Origin of the sequence: Corynebacterium fournieri (assembly GCF_030408775.1) — a bacterium.
GTDB lineage: Bacteria > Actinomycetota > Actinomycetes > Mycobacteriales > Mycobacteriaceae > Corynebacterium > Corynebacterium fournieri.
The window spans coordinates 1,384,898-1,402,800 of record NZ_CP047210.1 but is presented as its reverse complement, the minus strand read 5'-3'; the positions used below and the strand labels follow the sequence as shown (position 1 = coordinate 1,402,800).

General features: G+C 63.7%; 17 protein-coding genes. 12 read left to right on the top strand and 5 right to left on the bottom strand.

Features of this window, described 5'->3' with window-relative positions; genetic code table 11:
* The first annotated feature begins 3 nt into the window (after positions 1 to 3).
* The 5 genes from pgsA to CFOUR_RS06790 all read left to right on the top strand — a co-directional run bounded on the left by pgsA (position 4) and on the right by CFOUR_RS06790 (position 7,144).
* Positions 4 to 543, top strand: coding sequence for a CDP-diacylglycerol--glycerol-3-phosphate 3-phosphatidyltransferase (gene pgsA, locus CFOUR_RS06810; RefSeq protein WP_085958505.1), 540 nt, complete (start codon positions 4 to 6; stop codon positions 541 to 543).
* On the top strand, positions 540 to 1,079 hold the full coding sequence (locus CFOUR_RS06805) for a CinA family protein (protein ID WP_085958131.1): 540 nt from the start codon (positions 540 to 542) through the stop codon (positions 1,077 to 1,079). Before pgsA ends, CFOUR_RS06805 begins: the two co-directional genes overlap by 4 nt.
* A 23-nt stretch (positions 1,080 to 1,102) precedes the next feature.
* On the top strand, positions 1,103 to 1,474 hold the full coding sequence (locus CFOUR_RS06800) for a helix-turn-helix domain-containing protein (protein WP_085958130.1): 372 nt from the start codon (positions 1,103 to 1,105) through the stop codon (positions 1,472 to 1,474).
* A gap of 71 nt (positions 1,475 to 1,545) precedes the next feature.
* The gene (locus CFOUR_RS06795; RefSeq protein ID WP_085958129.1) at positions 1,546 to 2,394 is read left to right on the top strand and encodes a PspA/IM30 family protein; all 849 of its coding nucleotides are present in this window, start codon (positions 1,546 to 1,548) and stop codon (positions 2,392 to 2,394) included.
* A gap of 211 nt (positions 2,395 to 2,605) precedes the next feature.
* Positions 2,606 to 7,144: a lamin tail domain-containing protein gene (locus CFOUR_RS06790; RefSeq protein ID WP_290179060.1), complete on the top strand. Its 4,539-nt coding sequence runs from the start codon at positions 2,606 to 2,608 to the stop codon at positions 7,142 to 7,144.
* Between the two features lie 73 nt (positions 7,145 to 7,217).
* Here CFOUR_RS06790 and CFOUR_RS06785 read toward each other — a convergent pair whose 3' ends face one another.
* Genes CFOUR_RS06785 through CFOUR_RS06775 form a run of 3 tightly spaced genes read right to left on the bottom strand, consistent with a single transcriptional unit; the run spans position 7,218 to position 9,081 of the window.
* Positions 7,218 to 7,823, bottom strand: coding sequence for an energy-coupling factor transporter transmembrane component T family protein (locus CFOUR_RS06785; RefSeq protein ID WP_085958127.1), 606 nt, complete (start codon positions 7,821 to 7,823; stop codon positions 7,218 to 7,220).
* Entirely contained in the window at positions 7,820 to 8,509 is a 690-nt protein-coding gene (locus tag CFOUR_RS06780) for an energy-coupling factor ABC transporter ATP-binding protein (protein ID WP_085958126.1), read from the bottom strand. Before CFOUR_RS06780 ends, CFOUR_RS06785 begins: the two co-directional genes overlap by 4 nt.
* Positions 8,510 to 8,514: 5 nt before the next feature.
* Entirely contained in the window at positions 8,515 to 9,081 is a 567-nt protein-coding gene (locus tag CFOUR_RS06775; RefSeq protein ID WP_085958125.1) for a biotin transporter BioY, read from the bottom strand.
* Between the two features lie 43 nt (positions 9,082 to 9,124).
* Between CFOUR_RS06775 and CFOUR_RS06770 the strand changes: the two genes are divergently transcribed.
* The 7 genes from CFOUR_RS06770 to CFOUR_RS06740 all read left to right on the top strand — a co-directional run bounded on the left by CFOUR_RS06770 (position 9,125) and on the right by CFOUR_RS06740 (position 15,374).
* Complete coding sequence (locus CFOUR_RS06770) at positions 9,125 to 9,340, top strand: DUF3046 domain-containing protein (RefSeq protein ID WP_085958124.1); 216 nt, start codon at positions 9,125 to 9,127, stop codon at positions 9,338 to 9,340.
* A gap of 229 nt (positions 9,341 to 9,569) precedes the next feature.
* Positions 9,570 to 10,700, top strand: a complete 1,131-nt coding sequence (gene recA / locus CFOUR_RS06765) for a recombinase RecA (RefSeq protein WP_085958123.1) — start codon at positions 9,570 to 9,572, stop codon at positions 10,698 to 10,700.
* A 3-nt stretch (positions 10,701 to 10,703) separates the two neighbouring features.
* Positions 10,704 to 11,285 (top strand): recombination regulator RecX, encoded by a 582-nt coding sequence (gene recX / locus CFOUR_RS06760; protein ID WP_085958122.1) that lies wholly within the window; start codon positions 10,704 to 10,706, stop codon positions 11,283 to 11,285.
* A gap of 47 nt (positions 11,286 to 11,332) precedes the next feature.
* Positions 11,333 to 12,046: a 6-carboxyhexanoate--CoA ligase gene (locus tag CFOUR_RS06755; protein ID WP_179154852.1), complete on the top strand. Its 714-nt coding sequence runs from the start codon at positions 11,333 to 11,335 to the stop codon at positions 12,044 to 12,046.
* Positions 12,046 to 13,194, top strand: a complete 1,149-nt coding sequence (locus tag CFOUR_RS06750) for an aminotransferase class I/II-fold pyridoxal phosphate-dependent enzyme (RefSeq protein WP_230471857.1) — start codon at positions 12,046 to 12,048, stop codon at positions 13,192 to 13,194. The genes CFOUR_RS06755 and CFOUR_RS06750 overlap by 1 nt, the downstream gene beginning before the upstream one ends.
* Positions 13,195 to 13,287: 93 nt before the next feature.
* The gene (miaB, locus tag CFOUR_RS06745) at positions 13,288 to 14,745 is read left to right on the top strand and encodes a tRNA (N6-isopentenyl adenosine(37)-C2)-methylthiotransferase MiaB (protein WP_230471914.1); all 1,458 of its coding nucleotides are present in this window, start codon (positions 13,288 to 13,290) and stop codon (positions 14,743 to 14,745) included.
* Positions 14,746 to 14,762: 17 nt separating this feature from the next.
* Complete coding sequence (locus CFOUR_RS06740) at positions 14,763 to 15,374, top strand: Rv2732c family membrane protein (protein WP_085958119.1); 612 nt, start codon at positions 14,763 to 14,765, stop codon at positions 15,372 to 15,374.
* Here CFOUR_RS06740 and CFOUR_RS06735 read toward each other — a convergent pair.
* Both CFOUR_RS06735 and CFOUR_RS06730 read right to left on the bottom strand, forming a co-directional pair.
* On the bottom strand, positions 15,371 to 16,450 hold the full coding sequence (locus CFOUR_RS06735) for a GNAT family N-acetyltransferase (protein WP_085958118.1): 1,080 nt from the start codon (positions 16,448 to 16,450) through the stop codon (positions 15,371 to 15,373). The genes CFOUR_RS06740 and CFOUR_RS06735 overlap by 4 nt on opposite strands.
* Complete coding sequence (locus CFOUR_RS06730; protein WP_085958117.1) at positions 16,450 to 17,814, bottom strand: DUF349 domain-containing protein; 1,365 nt, start codon at positions 17,812 to 17,814, stop codon at positions 16,450 to 16,452. Before CFOUR_RS06730 ends, CFOUR_RS06735 begins: the two co-directional genes overlap by 1 nt.
* Positions 17,815 to 17,903: the final 89 nt, after the last annotated feature.

The following is a 17,903-nucleotide window of genomic DNA, read 5'->3' as shown; positions in this document are numbered from 1 at the left end:
GTGATGCAACCCGACAAGCCGTCGAATTGGAACCTCCCGAACATTTTGACCTCGCTGAGGATCCTGTTCATTCCCGTTTTTGCCTGGCTGGTGCTCTTGCAGCACTGGTGGTGGGCGTTCGGTCTGTTCGTGGCGCTGATGATCACGGATAAGCTCGACGGCGACATCGCGCGCGCCCGTGGGCTGGTCACGGACTTCGGCAAGATTGCGGACCCTATTGCGGACAAGGCGCTCATGATCACTGCGCTTGTCACCCTCAATATCGCTAACTCGCTGCCAATGTGGGTGACGGTTGTGATTGTCGCGCGTGAGCTAGGCATTACTGTCTGGCGGATGGTGCTGCTGCGTCGTGGCCGCGTGGTGCCGGCGTCGAAGGGCGGCAAGCTGAAGACTGCCCTGCAAACCCTCGCCGTGGGGCTGTATCTATGCCCGCTGCCCGAGTGGATGAACACGCCGACGTTTGTGGTCATGCTGCTTGCAGTCGCGGTCACCGTGGTCACGGGCGTGCAGTACTTGGTGGACGCAGGAAAGGTGAATAAGTGACCACAGCGCAATTGCTTATCGACGAGCTCCGCTCCCGCAACCAAACCGTCGCTTTCTGTGAGTCGTTGACGGCCGGTCTGGCAGCCGCGACGTTGGCGGACGTGCCGGGGGCCTCGGACGTGCTGGTCGGAGGGCTGGTGACGTATTCGCCGGAGCTGAAGACCTCGCTTGCAGATGTTCCCGCGGCGCTGATCGAGCGTGAAGGCGTGGTCTCGGCCGCTGTGGCCCGCGAAATGGCCCGTGGTGCGCGGCGGGTGTGCGGGACTGATTGGGCAGTGGCGCTGACCGGTGTGGCTGGCCCCGATGCGCAAGACGGCGTGCCCGCCGGGACGGTATGGATCGGCCTGGCTGGGCCGAAGTGGACTGCGTCGTCCCAAGCGGCGGAGCTGCTGGACCCGGAGTGCGGGCAATACGCGCTGATGGCGGGAGCTCCGGAGCCGGTGCGCGTGCTCTCCGGTGCACGAAATGAGGTGCGCCGATTGGCCGTAGAAGCGGCGCTGATCGGAGCGCTTTCGGGCATTCGGGAACAAAGCTAGACGCTGAACCGTTGAACCTTCTGATGACCACAACGACACTGCTGCACGAAACCCCGGTAGAACTGCCCCTCGCTCCGGCCGGGGCTGCACCCGAGTCCGCGGAGCGCTCCCGCGAGCCGCTGTTCCGCGAAGCGCTGGGTATGTCCCTGCGCGCTTTTCGCGCGGACAAGGGCGTGACGCTGCGCGCGTTGGCGAAGGAAGCGCGCGTGTCTTCCGGCTACATCTCGGAGCTGGAGCGCGGCCGCAAAGAGGTCTCCTCGGAGTTACTCGCGTCGCTGTGCGAAGCGCTTGGCACCACTGTTTCCGAGGTGTTGCTGGAGGCTGTGGCGAACATGTCGCTGCATTCCTTCACCGAAGAGCTGGAGCGCACCTCGCCGGCTGCAGCGGAAGCGTAGACGGCAGTCCGCGACTACAGTGGTTGGCGTTTAACGCAATCTACTGACAGAAAGGTCACGGTGTTATAGCCATGGCAAATCCGTTTACCAAGTTCTGGAACTACCTGATGGCCCTCTTCGATAACAAGATCGAAGAGAACGCGGACCCGAAGGTCCAGATCGAGCAGGCTATTAACGACGCGCAGCGCCAGCACCAGGCGCTGTCCCAGCAGGCCGCTGCTGTGATTGGTAACCAGCGTCAGCTGGAGATGCAGCTCAACCGTCGCCTTGAGGATGTGGAGAAGCTGCAGGCGAATGCCCGCCAGGCGCTCCAGCTTGCCGACAAGGCCCGCGGTGAGGGCAACGCGCAGAAGGCGCAGGAGTACGAAAATGCGGCGGAGGCGTTCGCGGCGCAGCTGGTGACTGCAGAGGCCGGTGTTGAGGACACCAAGCAGCTTCACGACCAGGCACTGCAGCAGGCGGCTCAGGCGAAGCAGGCCGTGGAGCGCAATTCTGCCCACCTGCAGCAGCAGGTTGCTGAGCGCTCCAAGCTGCTCTCCCAGCTTGAGCAGGCCAAGATGCAGGAGAAGGTCTCCGAGACCATGCAGTCGATGAACTCCATCACGGCTTCCGGCCCGAACCTGGACCAGGTGCGCGAGAAGATTGAGCGCCGCTACGCCAACGCTCTCGGCGCCGCGGAGCTTTCGCAGAACTCCATCGAGGGCCGCATGGCCGAGGTGGAGCAGGCTGGTATCCAGATGGCTGGCCACGGCCGCTTGGAGCAGCTGCGTGCCGAGATGGCCGGTGAACTGACCGCAGGTAAGAAGCAGGCGATTGAGCAGGGCAACTCGCAGCAGACTGGTTCCACCGCGCCGACCGGTGCTGACGTCGCAGACGACGCGGTTGCTCAGCGTATGCGCGAGCTGCGCGGCGACGCTTAGATACCAGCTCGTTTTTGTGGCCCCGGGATGTTTCCCGGGGTTTATTTAATTGTTCAAGTTTTATTCACTTGGACGTTCGCGCAAATTCACGCAAACATACTACTTTTCCAAACGTTTTCCAAGTTTGTTATGAGACCTCCCCAAGGAGGAAGTTCCCGTGAAAAGTAGTTCCCGTGCGCGTCAATTTGCTGTGCCATTTACCGTGATGCTCGTGTCTGGTTTTGCGTCGGTGCCCGTGGCAGCGGCAGCGTCAACTGACGTCGTCATCAATGAGGTGGTCACCAACTCTGACCCGATCGGCGACTGGGTGGAGCTGGCCAATCCAACCGACAACGACATTGACATTTCGGGCTGGACCGCCATCGACAGTGGGAAGAGCAGCAAGCCGATCACATTCCCAAAGAACACCGTCATTCCGGCGCGCGGATACTACGCCTTCTACACCGATGGCACGGACGTCACTCCAGATGGATCTAAAGGGTTCGGCCTTGGTGGCAGCGATCAGATCACCATCAAGGATGAGAAGGGCAACCAGATCGACGAGAAGAAGTGGTCGTCTCACGGCATGAGGGATGGTGTTCACACCTCACAAGGCCTGGTGCCGGACATAACTGGAAAATGGCAGATCACGGACGGGCCGACACGTGAAAGCTCTAACGCCAAGTCTGGTTTTGACAAGGTCTTTATCAACGAGATCACGACGGACGGCGTCGATTTCATCGAGTTGGTGAATAGCGGCGACAAGGCGGTAAATATCGGCGGTTGGGTGGTCGTCGATAGCGGCGATGGCAAGGGCAACACCTACATCACCTTTGCACCGAATACGATCATTCCCGCAGGCGGTTATCACGTTTTGACTCCGGACGGGAAAGAGGGCGGCGTAGTCCCAGACGGCACTGATGGGTTCGGGCTTAGCGCTAAGGACAGCCTGACTCTCAAGACGGCTGCAGGAGAGCTCGTTGATGAGTTCGGCTGGGCGAAAAGCCCGGTGTGTGAGGGCGCGGCGACGTCGTGGTCCCGCTACTCAGAAGCGAACAACGACTTCAAGATGTCTTCGGCGAAGTCTAAGGGTGACGCTAACGCAGTTCCTTGCGGGGTGGAGGACGAGGAGCCGAACCAGCCGGAGGTGCCGTCGTCGACAAGCCAAAAGCCCTCGAACACGGGTCGGATCAGAATCAATGAGATCCAGACCAAAGGTGACTTTGTTGCCGATTGGGTGGAGTTGTACAACGCGGGCGATACGCCGGTGGACATTTCGGGATGGAAGTTTGCAGACGACAAGCAGGGGCGCACTCCGATCGTGTTCCCGAAGAATACGGTGATCCAACCGGGCGGGTACTACTCGTTCTATACCGAAGTAGAGACTCCCGACGGTTCGAAGGGGTTCGGGCTTGGTGAGGCAGACAGTGCGCGCTTGTACAGGCCAGACGACAGCAAGCCATTCGACGAAGTGAGCTGGACGTCGCACACTCGCTTCTCCTGGGGACGCACCCCAGATGGCGAGGGTGATCTCGTCGCGCTTGCAGAAGTGACAAAGGACGGCAAGAACGCTGAGGAACTCGTATGGCCGACGGGCGAACCGTGGCCGGACCAGATCGACTCAATCAATACGGTCGGCGGTTTCGCGGGCGAGAACTTCTCGGGCGTGGATTTCGACGGCAACGGTAATGCCTGGATTGTGAACAACAACCCGGGGCGCCTGTTTGAGCTGGAGTACGACGAGGACAAGAAGACCTACAGCAAGAAGAACGAATGGACTCTCACCTATGAAAATGGCGCAGGGAATCCGGACGCGGAAGGCGTGACCGTAGGCAAGGACGGCAAGATCTACATTGCCACCGAGCGTGACGGTGACGGCTCCTCCCGTCCGTCCATCCTCGAGTTTGACCCTTCCCGGGGCAAGGTGACTGGCGAGTGGAACCTCAAATCAATCACTGGTGAAGTACCACCGAACTTTGGTTTGGAAGCCATCGCCTACTTGCCGGACCTTGATGTGTACGCGGTGGGTGTCGAGTACACGGGCTTTGTCCACTTTGTTCGCCTGCAGCCTAATGGGGAGTTCGAAGAGGTTGGCAAGTACGAAAACCCTGAGCTGCGCAGCGTCATGGCGTTGGATTACAACGCGAATAGCAAGGAGCTTCGCGTGCTTTGCGACGAAGCCTGCAACGGCCTTTCTGTAGTCGTTTCCTTCGACGGCGAAACCGCGCATGAGGTATCTGGGGTTCAAGCACGACCCGTCCTCATGGAGAACTTTGCAAATGAGGGCTATGGCACGTACGAGAAGATTGGGGAGTGCACTGTCGATGGGCAGCGTACCGTGGTTACCCGTTTCTTGTGGTCTGATGATGCTCCAAATGATCCGAAGAACGGCCTGGCGTTGCGCGCTGCAGAAGCAGAGCGGACGGAGTCTTGTACGCCCGCAGAACAGCCGACCCCAACGGTGACTTCGGGCAACACCACTACGAGCGCTGCTCCGACAACCGTCACAGTCCCGGCGGCTACCGAGACTGTGACTCCGACCGTGACTACTACTGACACCGCGGTGACAACCACGGTGAGTACCGAACCTACGACCGTCACTGCGACCCCAACTATTACATCCACCGTGACCACGACTCCGACGAAGACGGCTGCGGCGGTGACTGCAACGCAGACGGAGACGGCTGCGACGAAGACTGTGGTGCCGACCGAGACGACGAAGGTGACCGAAACGCCGGTGACGACTGCTGCGGCGGTGACTGCAACGCAGACGGAAACGGCTGCGACGAAGACTGTGGTGCCGACCGAGACGACGAAGGTGACCGAGACGCCGGTGACGACGGCTGCGGCGGTGACTGCAACGCAGACGGAGACGGCTGCGACGAAGACTGTGGTGCCGACCGAGACGACGAAGGTCACCGAGACGCCGGTGACGACGGCTGCGGCGGTGACTGCAACGCAGACGGAGACGGCTGCGACGAAGACTGTGGTGCCGACCGAGACGACGAAGGTCACCGAGACGCCGGTGACGACGGCTGCGGCGGTGACTGCAACGCAGACGGAGACGGCTGCGACGAAGACTGTGGTGCCGACCGAGACGACGAAGGTCACCGAAACGCCGGTGACGACGGCTGCGGCGGTGACTGCAACGCAGACTGAAACGGCTGCGACGAAGACTGTGGTGCCGACGAAGACGACGAAGGTCACCGAGACTCCGACGACGACGGCTGCGGCGGTGACTGCAACGCAGACGGAGACGGCTGCGACGAAGACCGTGGTGCCCACGGAGACGAAGAAGGTCACCGAGACTCCGACGACGACGGCTGCTGCAACCATCGTGTACACGACGGTGAGCGCGCCGGAGGTGACCGTGACGCCGACTGAGACGAAGAAGGTGACCACGACTCCGACGACGACGGCTGCGGCGGTGACTGCAACGCAGACGGAGACGGCAGCGACGAAGACTGTGGTGCCGACGAAGACGAAGAAGGTCACCGAAACACCGGTGACCACGGCTGCGGCGGTGACTGCGACGCAGACGGAAACGGCTGCGACGAAGACCGTGGTGCCCACCGAGACGAAGAAGGTCACCGAAACACCGGTGACCACGGCTGCGGCGGTGACTGCGACGCAGACGGAAACGGCTGCGACGAAGACCGTGGTGCCCACCGAGACGAAGAAGGTCACCGAAACACCAGTGACCACGGCTGCGGCGGTGACTGCGACGCAGACGGAAACGGCTGCGACGAAGACCGTGGTGCCCACCGAGACGAAGAAGGTCACCGAAACACCAGTGACCACGGCTGCGGCGGTGACTGCGACGCAGACGGAAACGGCTGCGACGAAGACCGTGGTGCCCACCGAGACGAAGAAGGTCACCGAAACACCAGTGACCACGGCTGCGGCGGTGACTGCGACGCAGACGGAAACGGCTAAGGCTGAGACGGTCACGCCGACGGTGACGGAGCAGGTTGATGTCACGCCGGTGGCAACAGCTGATGCGGTGACGGAGACAGTAACGAATACGGCACAAACCACCACGGTTACCGCAGCCCCAGTCACAACCACTGTCGCTGGTCGCTCGGAGACCGAGACTGTGACGCCGACATCCACGGTTCAATCGGACCAGGACGCAGTCGACGTCGATGCACCTGTCACGACGACACGTACCGCCCCGAAGCTGACTAAGATCGTCGCGGGTGAAACAAATGTGTACTACCGGGTGGCTGCGGCTAATGGGGCAATCGTCGAGGTTAACGACCTGCCGGAGGGCCTCGAGTTCCGCCCCGAGGACAACGTCATTGCGGGCAGGGTTGCAAAGCCCGGCAACTACACCGCGGAAGTGGTGACGACGACCGGAAACTCTACGATCGTTGAAAAAGTCCGTTTCGAGGTGGAGGCCGCTCCTAAAACATCGACCGAGCACCCGCTCACTACGGTGACCCAGACAGCAACGGCACCGGCGGAGTCTCAGGGGTCGTCGTTGGACGGCAAGTGCGTCGCTGCGCTGACCGGATGGTCGCTTCCGCTTGTGGCGCTGATCCCGCTGGGGATTGCATCGCAGGTCGACCTTCCGCTGCCGGCAGGCGTTCAGGATTCACTCCATGCACTGAGGGATCAGGCGCAGCAGGTGCTCCCGCAGGGTGATCCGCAGATCGGAATGATCGCGGGCGGCTTGGCAGCGGCGGCACTCGGTGTCCTTGCTATCGTCAGCATTGTCAATGCATGTGGTGGCGGTGAAGGTAGCTCCGCAGGTAGCAGCAACCAATAGCTAGCCCGTCTCAGCACATTCCGCCCGGTCCCTCACAGCAGGGGCCGGGCGGAATGTCGTCGTCAAGCAGGTGCTAATCCACGGCGCCGCGTGCCATGAGCGCTTCTCCCATCATCTTCGCGCGGCGCACAGACCGAATCACCAATGGGATGCCGAATGCGGTGAAGGAGAACCCGACACCGCGGGCCTTGCGCGCGTCGAGCACCTCGTTCGCCGTGGCGAGGGTGAGGGGGATAAGCCGGATCGTGAGCGCGATGGTCAAAGAGATCAGTTCGCCCGCGCGACCGAAGGGGGACAGGGCGCGGTCCAGCGCGGTGAGGAGTTCCTCGACCGGGGTGGTCAGCGTCAACAGATTCGCCGCAGCGATGGTGGCAAGCAGCCCGACAAGCAGTGTGAGCGCAGAGGCAACGCCGTTTTGCCACACCATGAACGCGCCGAAGAAAGCCAGCACGGGCAGCAACGGCACTAGCTGGCGCCACGCTACGCGGGCGGGGATCCGTGCCCATACATAGAGCGCCAACACGAACGCGAGGGCGGCCACAGCGTGCCACGGCTGCGTCGGCAACGCGGTGACGCCGACGATGAACGCCACGAGTAACACAAATTTCAGCGCTGCACCCGTGCGGTGCAGCAGAGTCGTCCCCGGCACGTATACGCCGAGGGGCAGTTCGCGGATCACGGTTTCGCGTCCATCAGTTCGGTGTAGAACTGCACTGCATTGGCAGGTGCGCCGTCGTAGACCAACTTGCTTTCGTCGATGACTAGCACCCGTTCGAAGTCGCGCAACATCTCCAGATCGTGGGTGACCACGATGAGCTGCTGCTCCAGCGCCATCAGCTCGCGCACGATGCGGCGCCGGTTGCGCAGATCCAGAAGCGTCGTCGGCTCGTCGGCGATGATCGTCTCCGGCTGGATCACGAGTACAGAGGCAAGCGCGAGCATTTGCTTCTCGCCGCCGGAGAGGGTGTGAGGGGAGTGCTCAGCACGATCCGTCAGGCCGAAACGCTCGAGAGCTTCAGTAACGCGGCGCTTGACCTCCTCGCGGGGCAGCTTGAAGCGGCGCAGGGAAAACGCCACGTCGTCGGCGACTCTCGGCATGACAATCTGCGATTCAGCGTCGGAGAAGACAAACCCGACTCGCTTGCGGATTTCTTTGCCGTGTTTTGCCGGCGTGAGACCGTCGTAAAGCACCTGTCCTGAGGTCGGTTCGATTAGCCCGTTGATCAGGCGCACAGTGGTGGATTTGCCGGAGCCGTTTGAGCCAATGATGCCGATGCGCTGCTCGGTGAGGCTGACGTTGAGCGGTGCGAGGATCTGCTCGCCGTCGTAGTTTACGGCTGCGTCGCGAAAATCAATGGCGGGCATCGTGCTTAGCGACGGCTCCCGCGCAGGTCCGGAAACGCCTGGTGCACCGCGAACGCGATGGCGATCATCAGCGCGGTCTTGCCGGCGTCAGGCACGAGGAACGGCGCCTGTGCCGCCCAAGCCGCACCGAACGTCATGTCCGCACGCCAGATCAGACCGAACACGCCGCAAAGGTACTGGAAGAACAGACCGACAAATCCGGCCAAAACCAGCACGCCCACCGTCGCCCCCTTGTTCGAGCGGAAGGGGGCTGCGTACGCGATGGCGCCGGCAACAGCGGCCGAGACGATGTAGCCCGCCAGGTAGCCCACAGTGGGCCCGCCGAGTGCGGAGATGACGGTGCGGCCGCCCGCGAGAACGGGCAGCGCGAGCCCGACAAGCAGGAAGATGGCGGCGGCGAAGAACCCGCGCCGCCACCCCAGCACGAGACCGGCGAGGATGACAGCGGCGTTTTGCAGCACGATGGGCACACCCGCGGCGCCGACGGGAATGGAGACGAAGCCGAGGACGATGATGATGGCGGCGAATACCGCAACTAGAGCGATGTCCTGCGCTGTGGAGTTTTTGCTCATACGCGGGAGTGTACCGCGCAGGTCCACGTGTACCCTCGGCTCCATGCGTTTAACCGAGTTTCACCAGCTTGTGCAGGACGAATTTGGGGCGGCCCGCGCGCAGTGGATTGTTCAGACTCAGGTGCTGCCGGGGTCTGAGAAGACCTCGGCGGAGCTGATCGATGAGGGTGTCGATCCGCGGGAGGCGTGGCAGGGGCTGTGCAACGCGTTCGACATTCCGGAGGAACGGCAGCTGGGCATCGATCGCCCTGGCAGTTAAGGCAGGTGCTTGGCGACGGCTCCGCGCCGCCAGCGTGTCGTTGAAATTCGAACACGTTTGCGTGTATTGTCTGGCGTGTCGCCGTCGCGTTCTACAGTGAGCCCTGTTTCCGCTTGGACAAAGTTCCTTGGCACCTAAGGGAACCGAAGCGGTATGGCGATACGTCTAATGAGGAAACTGTGCACGCGACGCTCCCCGCGCCGCCGACTACTTGGAGGTTAAATACCACATGGCAACAAAGAAGAAGTCTGCCGCCTCGGCTGGCAACGACCGCCAGAATGCGCTCGACGCCGCACTGGCGATGATTGAGAAGGATTTTGGCAAGGGTGCGGTGATGCGCCTGGGTGATGAAAATCGCCCGCCGATCCAGTCCATTTCCTCCGGCAATACCGCCATCGACGTCGCACTCGGCATTGGAGGTTGGCCGCGCGGGCGCATTGTGGAGATCTACGGTCCGGAGTCGTCCGGTAAGACCACCGTGGCGTTGCACGCTATTGCGGAGGCGCAGCGCGGCGGCGGCATCGCCGCGTTTATCGACGCGGAGCACGCGCTCGACCCGGACTACGCCCGAAAGCTCGGCGTAGACACCGACAACCTGCTGGTTTCCCAGCCGGACACAGGCGAACAGGCGCTCGAGATTGCGGACATGCTGGTGCGTTCCGGCGCGATCGACATGATCGTGATCGACTCTGTTGCGGCACTGACGCCGAAGGCGGAGATCGAGGGCGAGATGGGCGACAGCCACGTCGGCCTGCAAGCTCGCCTGATGTCGCAGGCGCTGCGCAAGATGACCGGTGCGCTGTACAACTCCGGCACGACCGCCATCTTCATTAACCAGCTGCGCGAGAAGATCGGTGTGATGTTCGGCTCGCCGGAGACCACCACCGGCGGCAAGGCGCTGAAGTTCTACGCGTCCGTGCGTTGCGATGTCCGCAGGATCCAGACCCTCAAGGACGGCCAGGACTCCATTGGCAACCGCACCAAGATGAAGGTAGTCAAGAACAAGGTTTCCCCGCCGTTCAAGATCGCCGAGTTCGACATCATGTACGGCGAGGGCATCTCCCGAGAGTCCTCCATCATCGACCTGGGCGTGGAAAACGGCATTGTGAAAAAGTCTGGCTCCTGGTTCACCTACGAAGGCGACCAGCTGGGCCAGGGCAAGGAAAAGGCCCGCGTGTTCCTCAAAGAGAACCCGGACCTGGCCAACGAGATCGAGGACAAGATCTTCCGCGCGCTCAACGTGGGCAAGTACGCCAACGCCTCCGATGAGCTGACGGATGATCCGGTGGACATGGTGCCCAACATCGACTTCGACGATGAAGACGATGCGGCGGGCGCGGCCCCGGCGAACGCGGAGTAGTAGGTGCCGGATCCGGAAAAGATCGCCCGGCTCCAAGCTGCGCTTGACGCGTACGAGCCGGGCACCGGTCTGTTCGACCGCGAGCACGAGCAAGCCTTAGCTCCAGTGCGCAAGCGCGCCCTTGGGTTGCTTGACCAGCGGGCGCGCTCTCGCTCGGAATTGCGCGAGCGCCTGCTCAAGGCTGAATTCGAGCCGCAGCTTGTCGATGAAGTGATCGACGATCTCGCCGGCTCCGGACTGCTTAACGACGCGCAGTTCGCGCACGAGTGGGTGCGGCAGCGCGCTGCGCGCCGAGGAAAATCCGCTCGCGCGCTCGATATGGAGCTGCGCGATAAAGGCGTGGCTGGCGCCGACCGCGCTGCGGCGCTGGAGCAGATTTCCGACGCCGATGAGGAGCGCACGGCGCGAGCAGTAGCGGAAAAGTCCGCGCGAAAGGTCAAGTCTGCCCCTGCGGATCGCGCGGAATACGACAAGCATCTCCGACGCATCGTTGGCGCGCTCGCCCGGCGCGGCTTCAACCAGGGGATGGCGCTGCGCATCGCGCGCGAGGAACTGGACGCACGCATTGCGGAATGCGAGGAATAGCGCCGAAAACTGAACGGTGTTCAAGACGGTCTCTTACACTAAGAGGCATGTCCTTGTTCAGCGTAAAAATGCGTTCCAGCGCACGCGGCACCCACATCTCGGGCGCGGAGCGCATCGTGGGTGAGCAGGAGATCGACGAAGTCTGCGCTGCGATGAGCAGGCGGGCACTGGCTCACGGCAAAGGCCAGCCGGATTCGATCACCATCACCGTTTCGGCTATTGAACGCGAGGTCGTGCGCGTCCCCGCGTTGCCGATTACCGAGGCGACGTCGCGCACTCCGGCTGAAGCGCGCGACGTGGTGCTCGGCGCCATCGCCCCGCTAACTGCTCATGCAGCACAAGCGTGGGAACTAGTGACGAGCGTGCGGGATATGCGCGGAGCGATTTTGTTCGACGCGGCTACCGGCAACCGTCTCGAGCCGGACTATGCGCGTGGCGTGCGGGTGACGTCGATGGATGCAGCCACCGCGACAGGGGAGCGGCCCGAAGCGGGCTCTGGAAAGACCCGCGTGGCCGACGCGCTCGTGCTCGCCTCGAAAGTGGCGCACCATCCGTCGGTACTGGCGGAGGTGTGTATTTCGGACGACCCGGACTACACCACGGGTTACGTGGCAACGAACACGCTCGGCTACCTGCGGGTGCCCAATATGAAACCGGCAGGTTCTGCGGTGGGCGGGCGCCTGTTTGTGGTGGATACAGCGGCACCAGCAGACCTCATCGAGTACCTCGAGCACACGCCCGTACTCGTCGGGGAGTCATAGTGAACTGGCTCAACCAGCGCGCGCGGCAGCACCTCATCGACTGGCGTGCGGCGGGACTCGAGCGCACCCCGTCCGTATTCAGCGCAGGGCAAGAACCGGTGTGCACCATCGACGGCCGCGAGTACGTGCTGTTTAGCTCCTCGAACTATTTGGGCCTCGCGGAGCACCCGGAAGTCACCGCGGCCGCCGAGCAGGCGCTGCAACTATTCGGCGCAGGCTCCGGCGGCTCGCGCCTGACCACGGGCACGACTGGCCTACACACGCAGGTAGAGCGTGCCTTCGCCGATTTCCTCGGTTACGAAGACGCTGTGTTCTTCTCCGCTGGCTTTCTCGCCAACACGGGGGTGCTGCAGGCGCTGGCTGGGCCGGACACGCTGATTCTTTCCGACGAACGCAACCACGCCAGCATCATCGACGGCTGCCGCCTGGCTAAGGCAGCCGGTGCGGCAGTAGTGGTGTGCCGCCACCGCGACCCCGCGCACGTCGACGAGCTTCTCGCGCAGCACCGCGGTGACGCGCTAGTTGTCACCGATGGGCTGTTTTCCATGGATGGCACGCTTGCGCCGGTGCCGGAGTTGCTCGCTGTGTGCCGCTCGCACGGCGCGGCGCTCATGGTCGATGACGCACACGGCACCGGCACGCTCGGTGCCACGGGCCGGGGCATCAACGAGCACTTTGCGCTTGACGGCGACCGGCCGGACATCCTCGTGGCAACCGCCTCCAAGGCACTTGGTGTGGAGGGCGGGGCAGTGGCTGCGTCCGCCCCGGTAGCCGCACTGCTTCGGCAAAAGGCCCGGACGTTCGTGTATTCGACGTCGTCGACCCCAGCCACGTGCGCAGCAGTTGTCGCAGCACTTGGCGTTGTGGAGGGAGAGGGCAGCCCTGTTAAGGCACTGCACCGCAACATTGCTCGCCTTACGGAGCACCTTGGCATGGGGCAGTGGCCGAGCCCCATTATCCCTGTTCCCGTCGGCGACGAAGCCAGGGCAGTTCAGGCCGCGGACACGCTGCGCCAGGCCGGCTTTTTCGTACCTGCAATCCGTTGGCCAACCGTGCCTCGCGGGGCGGCGATGTTGCGGGTGACAGTGATGGCCACGCACACAGACGAGCAGATCGACGGGCTGGCTCACGCCATTTCGCAGTTGTAGTTTGCCTGGTTAGACTGTCTGGCCGTGACTACGGCGAGCACCACCCAAACCAGCAACCCCCGCACCTACGAGGTGCGCACGTTCGGCTGCCAGATGAACGTGCACGACTCCGAGCGTCTTTCCGGCATGCTCGAGGACGCGGGCTATGTCGCGGCCGAAGCTGGCGAGGAGCCTGACCTGGTGGTCTTCAACACCTGCGCGGTGCGCGACAACGCGGACAAGCGCCTCTACGGCTCGCTGGGCCAGCTAAAGAACACGAAGGCGCACCACCCGGGCATGCAGATCGCTGTGGGCGGCTGCTTGGCGCAGAAGGACCGCGACACGGTCATTGAGAAGGCGCCGTGGGTCGACGCTGTCTTCGGCACGCACAACATCTCTGCTCTGCCAGCGCTGCTGGACCGCGCCCGCGTCGAGGACGAGGCACAGGTGGAGATTGTGGAGTCGCTCGAGGTCTTCCCGTCGGTGCTTCCCGCCAAGCGCGAGTCCTCGTACGCGGGCTGGGTGTCCATTTCGGTGGGCTGCAACAACACCTGCACGTTCTGCATCGTGCCCAGCTTGCGCGGCAAGGAGATCGATCGCCGCCCGGGAGAAATCCTCGCCGAGGTCAAGGCGTTGGTGGATCAGGGCGTCTCGGAGGTCACGCTGCTGGGGCAGAACGTGAACTCCTACGGGGTGAACTTCGTCGACGACGACATGGAGCGCGACCGTTCCGCGTTTTCTAAGCTGCTGCGCGCCTGCGGCGATATTGAGGGCTTGGAGCGCGTTCGCTTTACCTCTCCGCACCCGGCGGAGTTCACCTCGGATGTCATCGACGCGATGGCGGAGACCCCCAACGTGTGCCCGCAGCTGCATATGCCTTTGCAGTCGGGCTCGGACAAGGTGCTCAAAGAAATGCGCCGGTCCTACCGTTCGAAGAAGTTCCTGGCCATCCTGGACGAGGTGCGTGAGAAGCTGCCGCACGCCGCGATCACCACCGATATCATCGTCGGGTTCCCGGGGGAGACTGAGGAAGATTTTCAGGCAACGCTCGACGTGGTGGAAAGGGCTCGGTTTAGCTCCGCATTTACGTTCCAGTACTCTCCGCGCCCGGGCACGCCGGCTGCGGAGATGGCGGATCAGATTCCCAAGGCTGTGGTGCAGGAGCGCTTCGAGCGTCTCCACGCGTTGCAGGAGCGCATCAGCGCGGAGGAAAACGCGAAGCTCGTCGATACGCGCCAGGAGCTTTTGGTGCAGGAGGACGGCCGCAAGAACGACCGCACCCAGCGCATGTCGGGCCGCGCCCGCGACGGTCGGCTGGTGCACTTCGCGCTCGAAGGAGACATCGACGGTGAGGTCCGTCCGGGCGACTACGTCACCGTGACCGTCACTGAGGCGAAGCCGCACTACCTGATTGCAGATTCCGGCATCCACGAGCACCGCCGTACGAAGGCTGGCGACAATTCGGAGGCGGGGAAGGTTCCCACCACCGCACCGATCGGCGTGGGGCTCGGGCTGCCGTCTATCGGCAAGCCCGCGTCAGCTCCGGCGGATTCTGCCTGCTGCTCCGGCTAGGGCTACAGTTGGGCGACATGACGCAGCCCAACACCGACGTACTCGCCCGAGCAGAGAAATCCGCCGCTTCTACCGTGGATATGGGTGCCAAACGCTGGGTGCTCGCCGGGGCTTGCGTGTTGTACCTGGTGGCGCTGTTTCTCCCCTTCGTGGGCGAGGCGTCAGGCTGGCAGGTTCTCGCAGCCTCTCGTGCAGCCGAAGGTGCGCACACGGCGATCACCGAATACGCCTTTGCGTGGCTGTCGCTTCTCGGGGTGGGCATCCTCACCACCTTGGCGGTTGCGCTGCAGCGCTTCGCGCTGGCGGTGCCTGCGTGGATGGTCACCACTGTCTCCCTGGTTGCCTCTGTATTGGGAATTTGGCTGCGAAATTCCGGCGGCGTCGAAATCAGCCGCGGCCCCGGCTACTACCTGGCCATCCTTGCGGTCGTGGTTGTGGTTTTCACGCTTTTCCCGCTGATTCTCTCGCGCAACGCAAACCAGGAAGACGCCGCGCGCGAGCGCGCTTTAGCCCAAGGCAGCGACGAGGTTGCGCTTGCGCAGCGGGCGGCGACGAGGGAGCAGCAAAACCCGTTGCTTGTCGACGACCGCAGGGCCCGCGCCGCCCAGCGCCACAAGCGGGCGAACTAGCGCTTCTGCCACGCCGTGGTCGAAGAGACTACTTCCGCCCCGACCGCGCGCATGATCGCTTCGGCTGCGGGAGAAGCGGCCGGGTAGGAGCAGTAGACCGTCTCTAAGTCTTCCCACACTCTTCTCGCGTGAGCCAGCGACGCGCGCAGCATCGCCGATCCGACGCCGCGCCCGCGGTGCTCGGGCAACACGTAGATCAGGCCCAGCTCGCATACCTTGGGGTCGTCGGACAAGTAGCGCACAACTTCGCACAGGCCCACAATCTTGCCGTCGCTGTAGGCAAGGCCCGTCAGCTGCGCGCCGCCGCGGTCGTTGAGGCGTTCACCGGCATCCCGGATGCGGGCAAGATCCCACTCGATGGTGTCCATGACCAGCTCGCCACGCGGGTAGTCGCGTGAGGCGGCGGTGAGCAGCTGAGAAAACTGCTCCACCTCCTCCGGCGGTGCGGTGCGCCGGGAGAAGAAGCCGGGACCTTCCACGACCGCGAACTCGGCCGGCGCAGAGTCCAGCAGCGATAAGGCGGCGGATGCCGCGAATGCCGCCTGGTCCTCACGGAACGCAGGAACGTAGCCGAAGGCGCGCACATGGGGTGGTTCGTCCGCATCCGTGGCATGGGTGACCCAGATCTGGCGAATGGGCCGGTTGAGGTGCACCGAGAGGTCGTCGAGAAGCGAAAGTGCGCTCGCCCATGGCGCTTCAGGGGCGGGCTCGCCGGGAAGCGGCGCGAGCTCGGAGTCGAAGGTGAAATTGGCTTCGATCACCCCGCGGTCCTCTAACAGGGGCAAGGAGACGAACAACCAGGCGTCGAGGAAGTCCAGATCGTCGCTGAAAAGCTCGGGGTAGCCCAAGTCGGTCACCGGACGCAGCTGCTGCCGCGAGGTCAGGCCGAACAACAAGGCTTCGGACTCTGCAGACGGCTCGAGGCGCTTGGCAATGTGGGGCGCGGACACCCCCGACGTAGCCAGGCCCGTGATGTCCTGGATGGCCAACGTGGCGGAAAAGGCATAGCCCCCGACCACGGCTTCGGCATTATCGCCGCTACCCGGTCGGGGGACGTACTGGTGCGGGTGGAGCACTAGCCCTCGTTGACTGCCTTGGCGGCCACGTCGGCGAACTCCTGCCACTGCTTCGCCTGCTCGCGCAGGGACGCTGCCTTGGAAGCATCCCCCTTGGCCTCCGCAGCCTCGGCCTGGCGCACGAACTCGTCGGCCTTGACCTGGAACTGGTTGACCTTGTCCTGCTGCGCCGGGTCGGTCTTGCGCCAGCGGGAATCCTCAGCGTCGGACACGCGCTGCTCGATGCGTGCGATCTTGTCCTCGAACTCGCGCACACGTCCGCGCGGGACAAAACCGATCTCGTCCCACTTGTCTTGCAGCTCGCGCAGCTTCGCCTTGGCGCCGCCGAGGCCCTTCGCCGGGTCGATCAGCGAGTCGTACTCCGCAAGCAGCGCGTCCTTTGCTTCCGCGTTGGCCTCGAACTCGCGGTCTCGCTCGGCGTTGACTGCGTTGCGGGCCTCGAAGAAGTGGTCCTGGGCGGCTCGGAAGCGCTCCCACAGCTTGTCGTCCACCTCGCGCGGGGCGCGGCCGGCTGCCTTCCACTCCGTCATCAAATCGCGGTACGCGCGGGCTGTTTCGCCCCACTCGGTGGAATCCTTCAGCGCCTCTGCGCGCTCCACCAGCTCCTCCTTGGCCTTCTTGGCCTGCGCGCGGTTGCGGTCCAGCTCGGCGAAGTGGGAGCCGCGGCGGCGGTTGAAGCTGTCGCGGGCGCGCGAGTAACGCTTCCACAGCTCGTCGTCCGTCGCCCGGTCGATGCCGCGGATGCCGCGCCATTCCTCCAAGATGTCGCGGATGCGATCGCCTGCGGCCTTCCATTCCGTGGAGTTCGCCGCCAGATCCTCCGCCTCCGCGGCGAGCTCTTCCTTGCGCGCGATCGCCTCGCGGCGCCGCTGCGCCTTCTGCTCCTTAGCCTGTTCACGGGCAGAATCGGACGCGTCGATGGCCTTGTCCAGGCGGGCTTCGACGGCATCGATGTCGCCGATCACGGCAGCGTCGGCCAGCGACGCCTTGAGCGCCTCGGCGGACTTGCGGAGGGAATCGGCGTCCTCCGGGTGCGCGCGCAGACGCGTTTCAATCAGCTCTACCTCGGTGACCAGGTCGTCGTAGCGCTGGCCGTAGTGTGCGAGCCCTTCTTCGGGGGTGCCCGCCTGCCAGGAGCCGATCTGGCGTTCCTCGCCGCCGCGTGTGAGGAACACGTTGCCCTGCTCATCCACCCGGCCGAACTTGGATGGGTCCGACGGCTCGCGAGCCGGCACCGGAGCCGGGGTGACCGGGGTGGTCTTGGCCGCGGACGGGCGGGGCCCCGGCTTTTTCGCCAGCGCGGCCGGAGACGGCACCTTCGTGCCCGGGGTGGGGGTGGAGTTCGGGGTGTTGGACTCGGTCATCGGAGACATCCTTTCCGCGGCCTCGGAGGCCGCACTGTGCCGCGCGTCGCGGCTGCCTTGCGCAATGCGTGAGATATTACCGGCACTTA

Excerpts from the sequence above, each read along its gene's own strand:
- pgsA (WP_085958505.1), top strand. The coding sequence starts at position 4 with ATGCAACCCGACAAGCCGTCGAATTGGAACCTCCCGAACATTTTGACC.
- CFOUR_RS06800 (WP_085958130.1), top strand. The coding sequence starts at position 1,103 with ATGACCACAACGACACTGCTGCACGAAACCCCGGTAGAACTGCCCCTC.
- CFOUR_RS06795 (WP_085958129.1), top strand. The coding sequence starts at position 1,546 with ATGGCAAATCCGTTTACCAAGTTCTGGAACTACCTGATGGCCCTCTTC.
- CFOUR_RS06780 (WP_085958126.1), bottom strand. The coding sequence starts at position 8,509 with ATGCCCGCCATTGATTTTCGCGACGCAGCCGTAAACTACGACGGCGAG.
- CFOUR_RS06775 (WP_085958125.1), bottom strand. The coding sequence starts at position 9,081 with ATGAGCAAAAACTCCACAGCGCAGGACATCGCTCTAGTTGCGGTATTC.
- CFOUR_RS06770 (WP_085958124.1), top strand. The coding sequence starts at position 9,125 with ATGCGTTTAACCGAGTTTCACCAGCTTGTGCAGGACGAATTTGGGGCG.
- recA (WP_085958123.1), top strand. The coding sequence starts at position 9,570 with ATGGCAACAAAGAAGAAGTCTGCCGCCTCGGCTGGCAACGACCGCCAG.
- CFOUR_RS06755 (WP_179154852.1), top strand. The coding sequence starts at position 11,333 with ATGTCCTTGTTCAGCGTAAAAATGCGTTCCAGCGCACGCGGCACCCAC.
- miaB (WP_230471914.1), top strand. The coding sequence starts at position 13,288 with ATGAACGTGCACGACTCCGAGCGTCTTTCCGGCATGCTCGAGGACGCG.
- CFOUR_RS06740 (WP_085958119.1), top strand. The coding sequence starts at position 14,763 with ATGACGCAGCCCAACACCGACGTACTCGCCCGAGCAGAGAAATCCGCC.
- CFOUR_RS06730 (WP_085958117.1), bottom strand. The coding sequence starts at position 17,814 with ATGACCGAGTCCAACACCCCGAACTCCACCCCCACCCCGGGCACGAAG.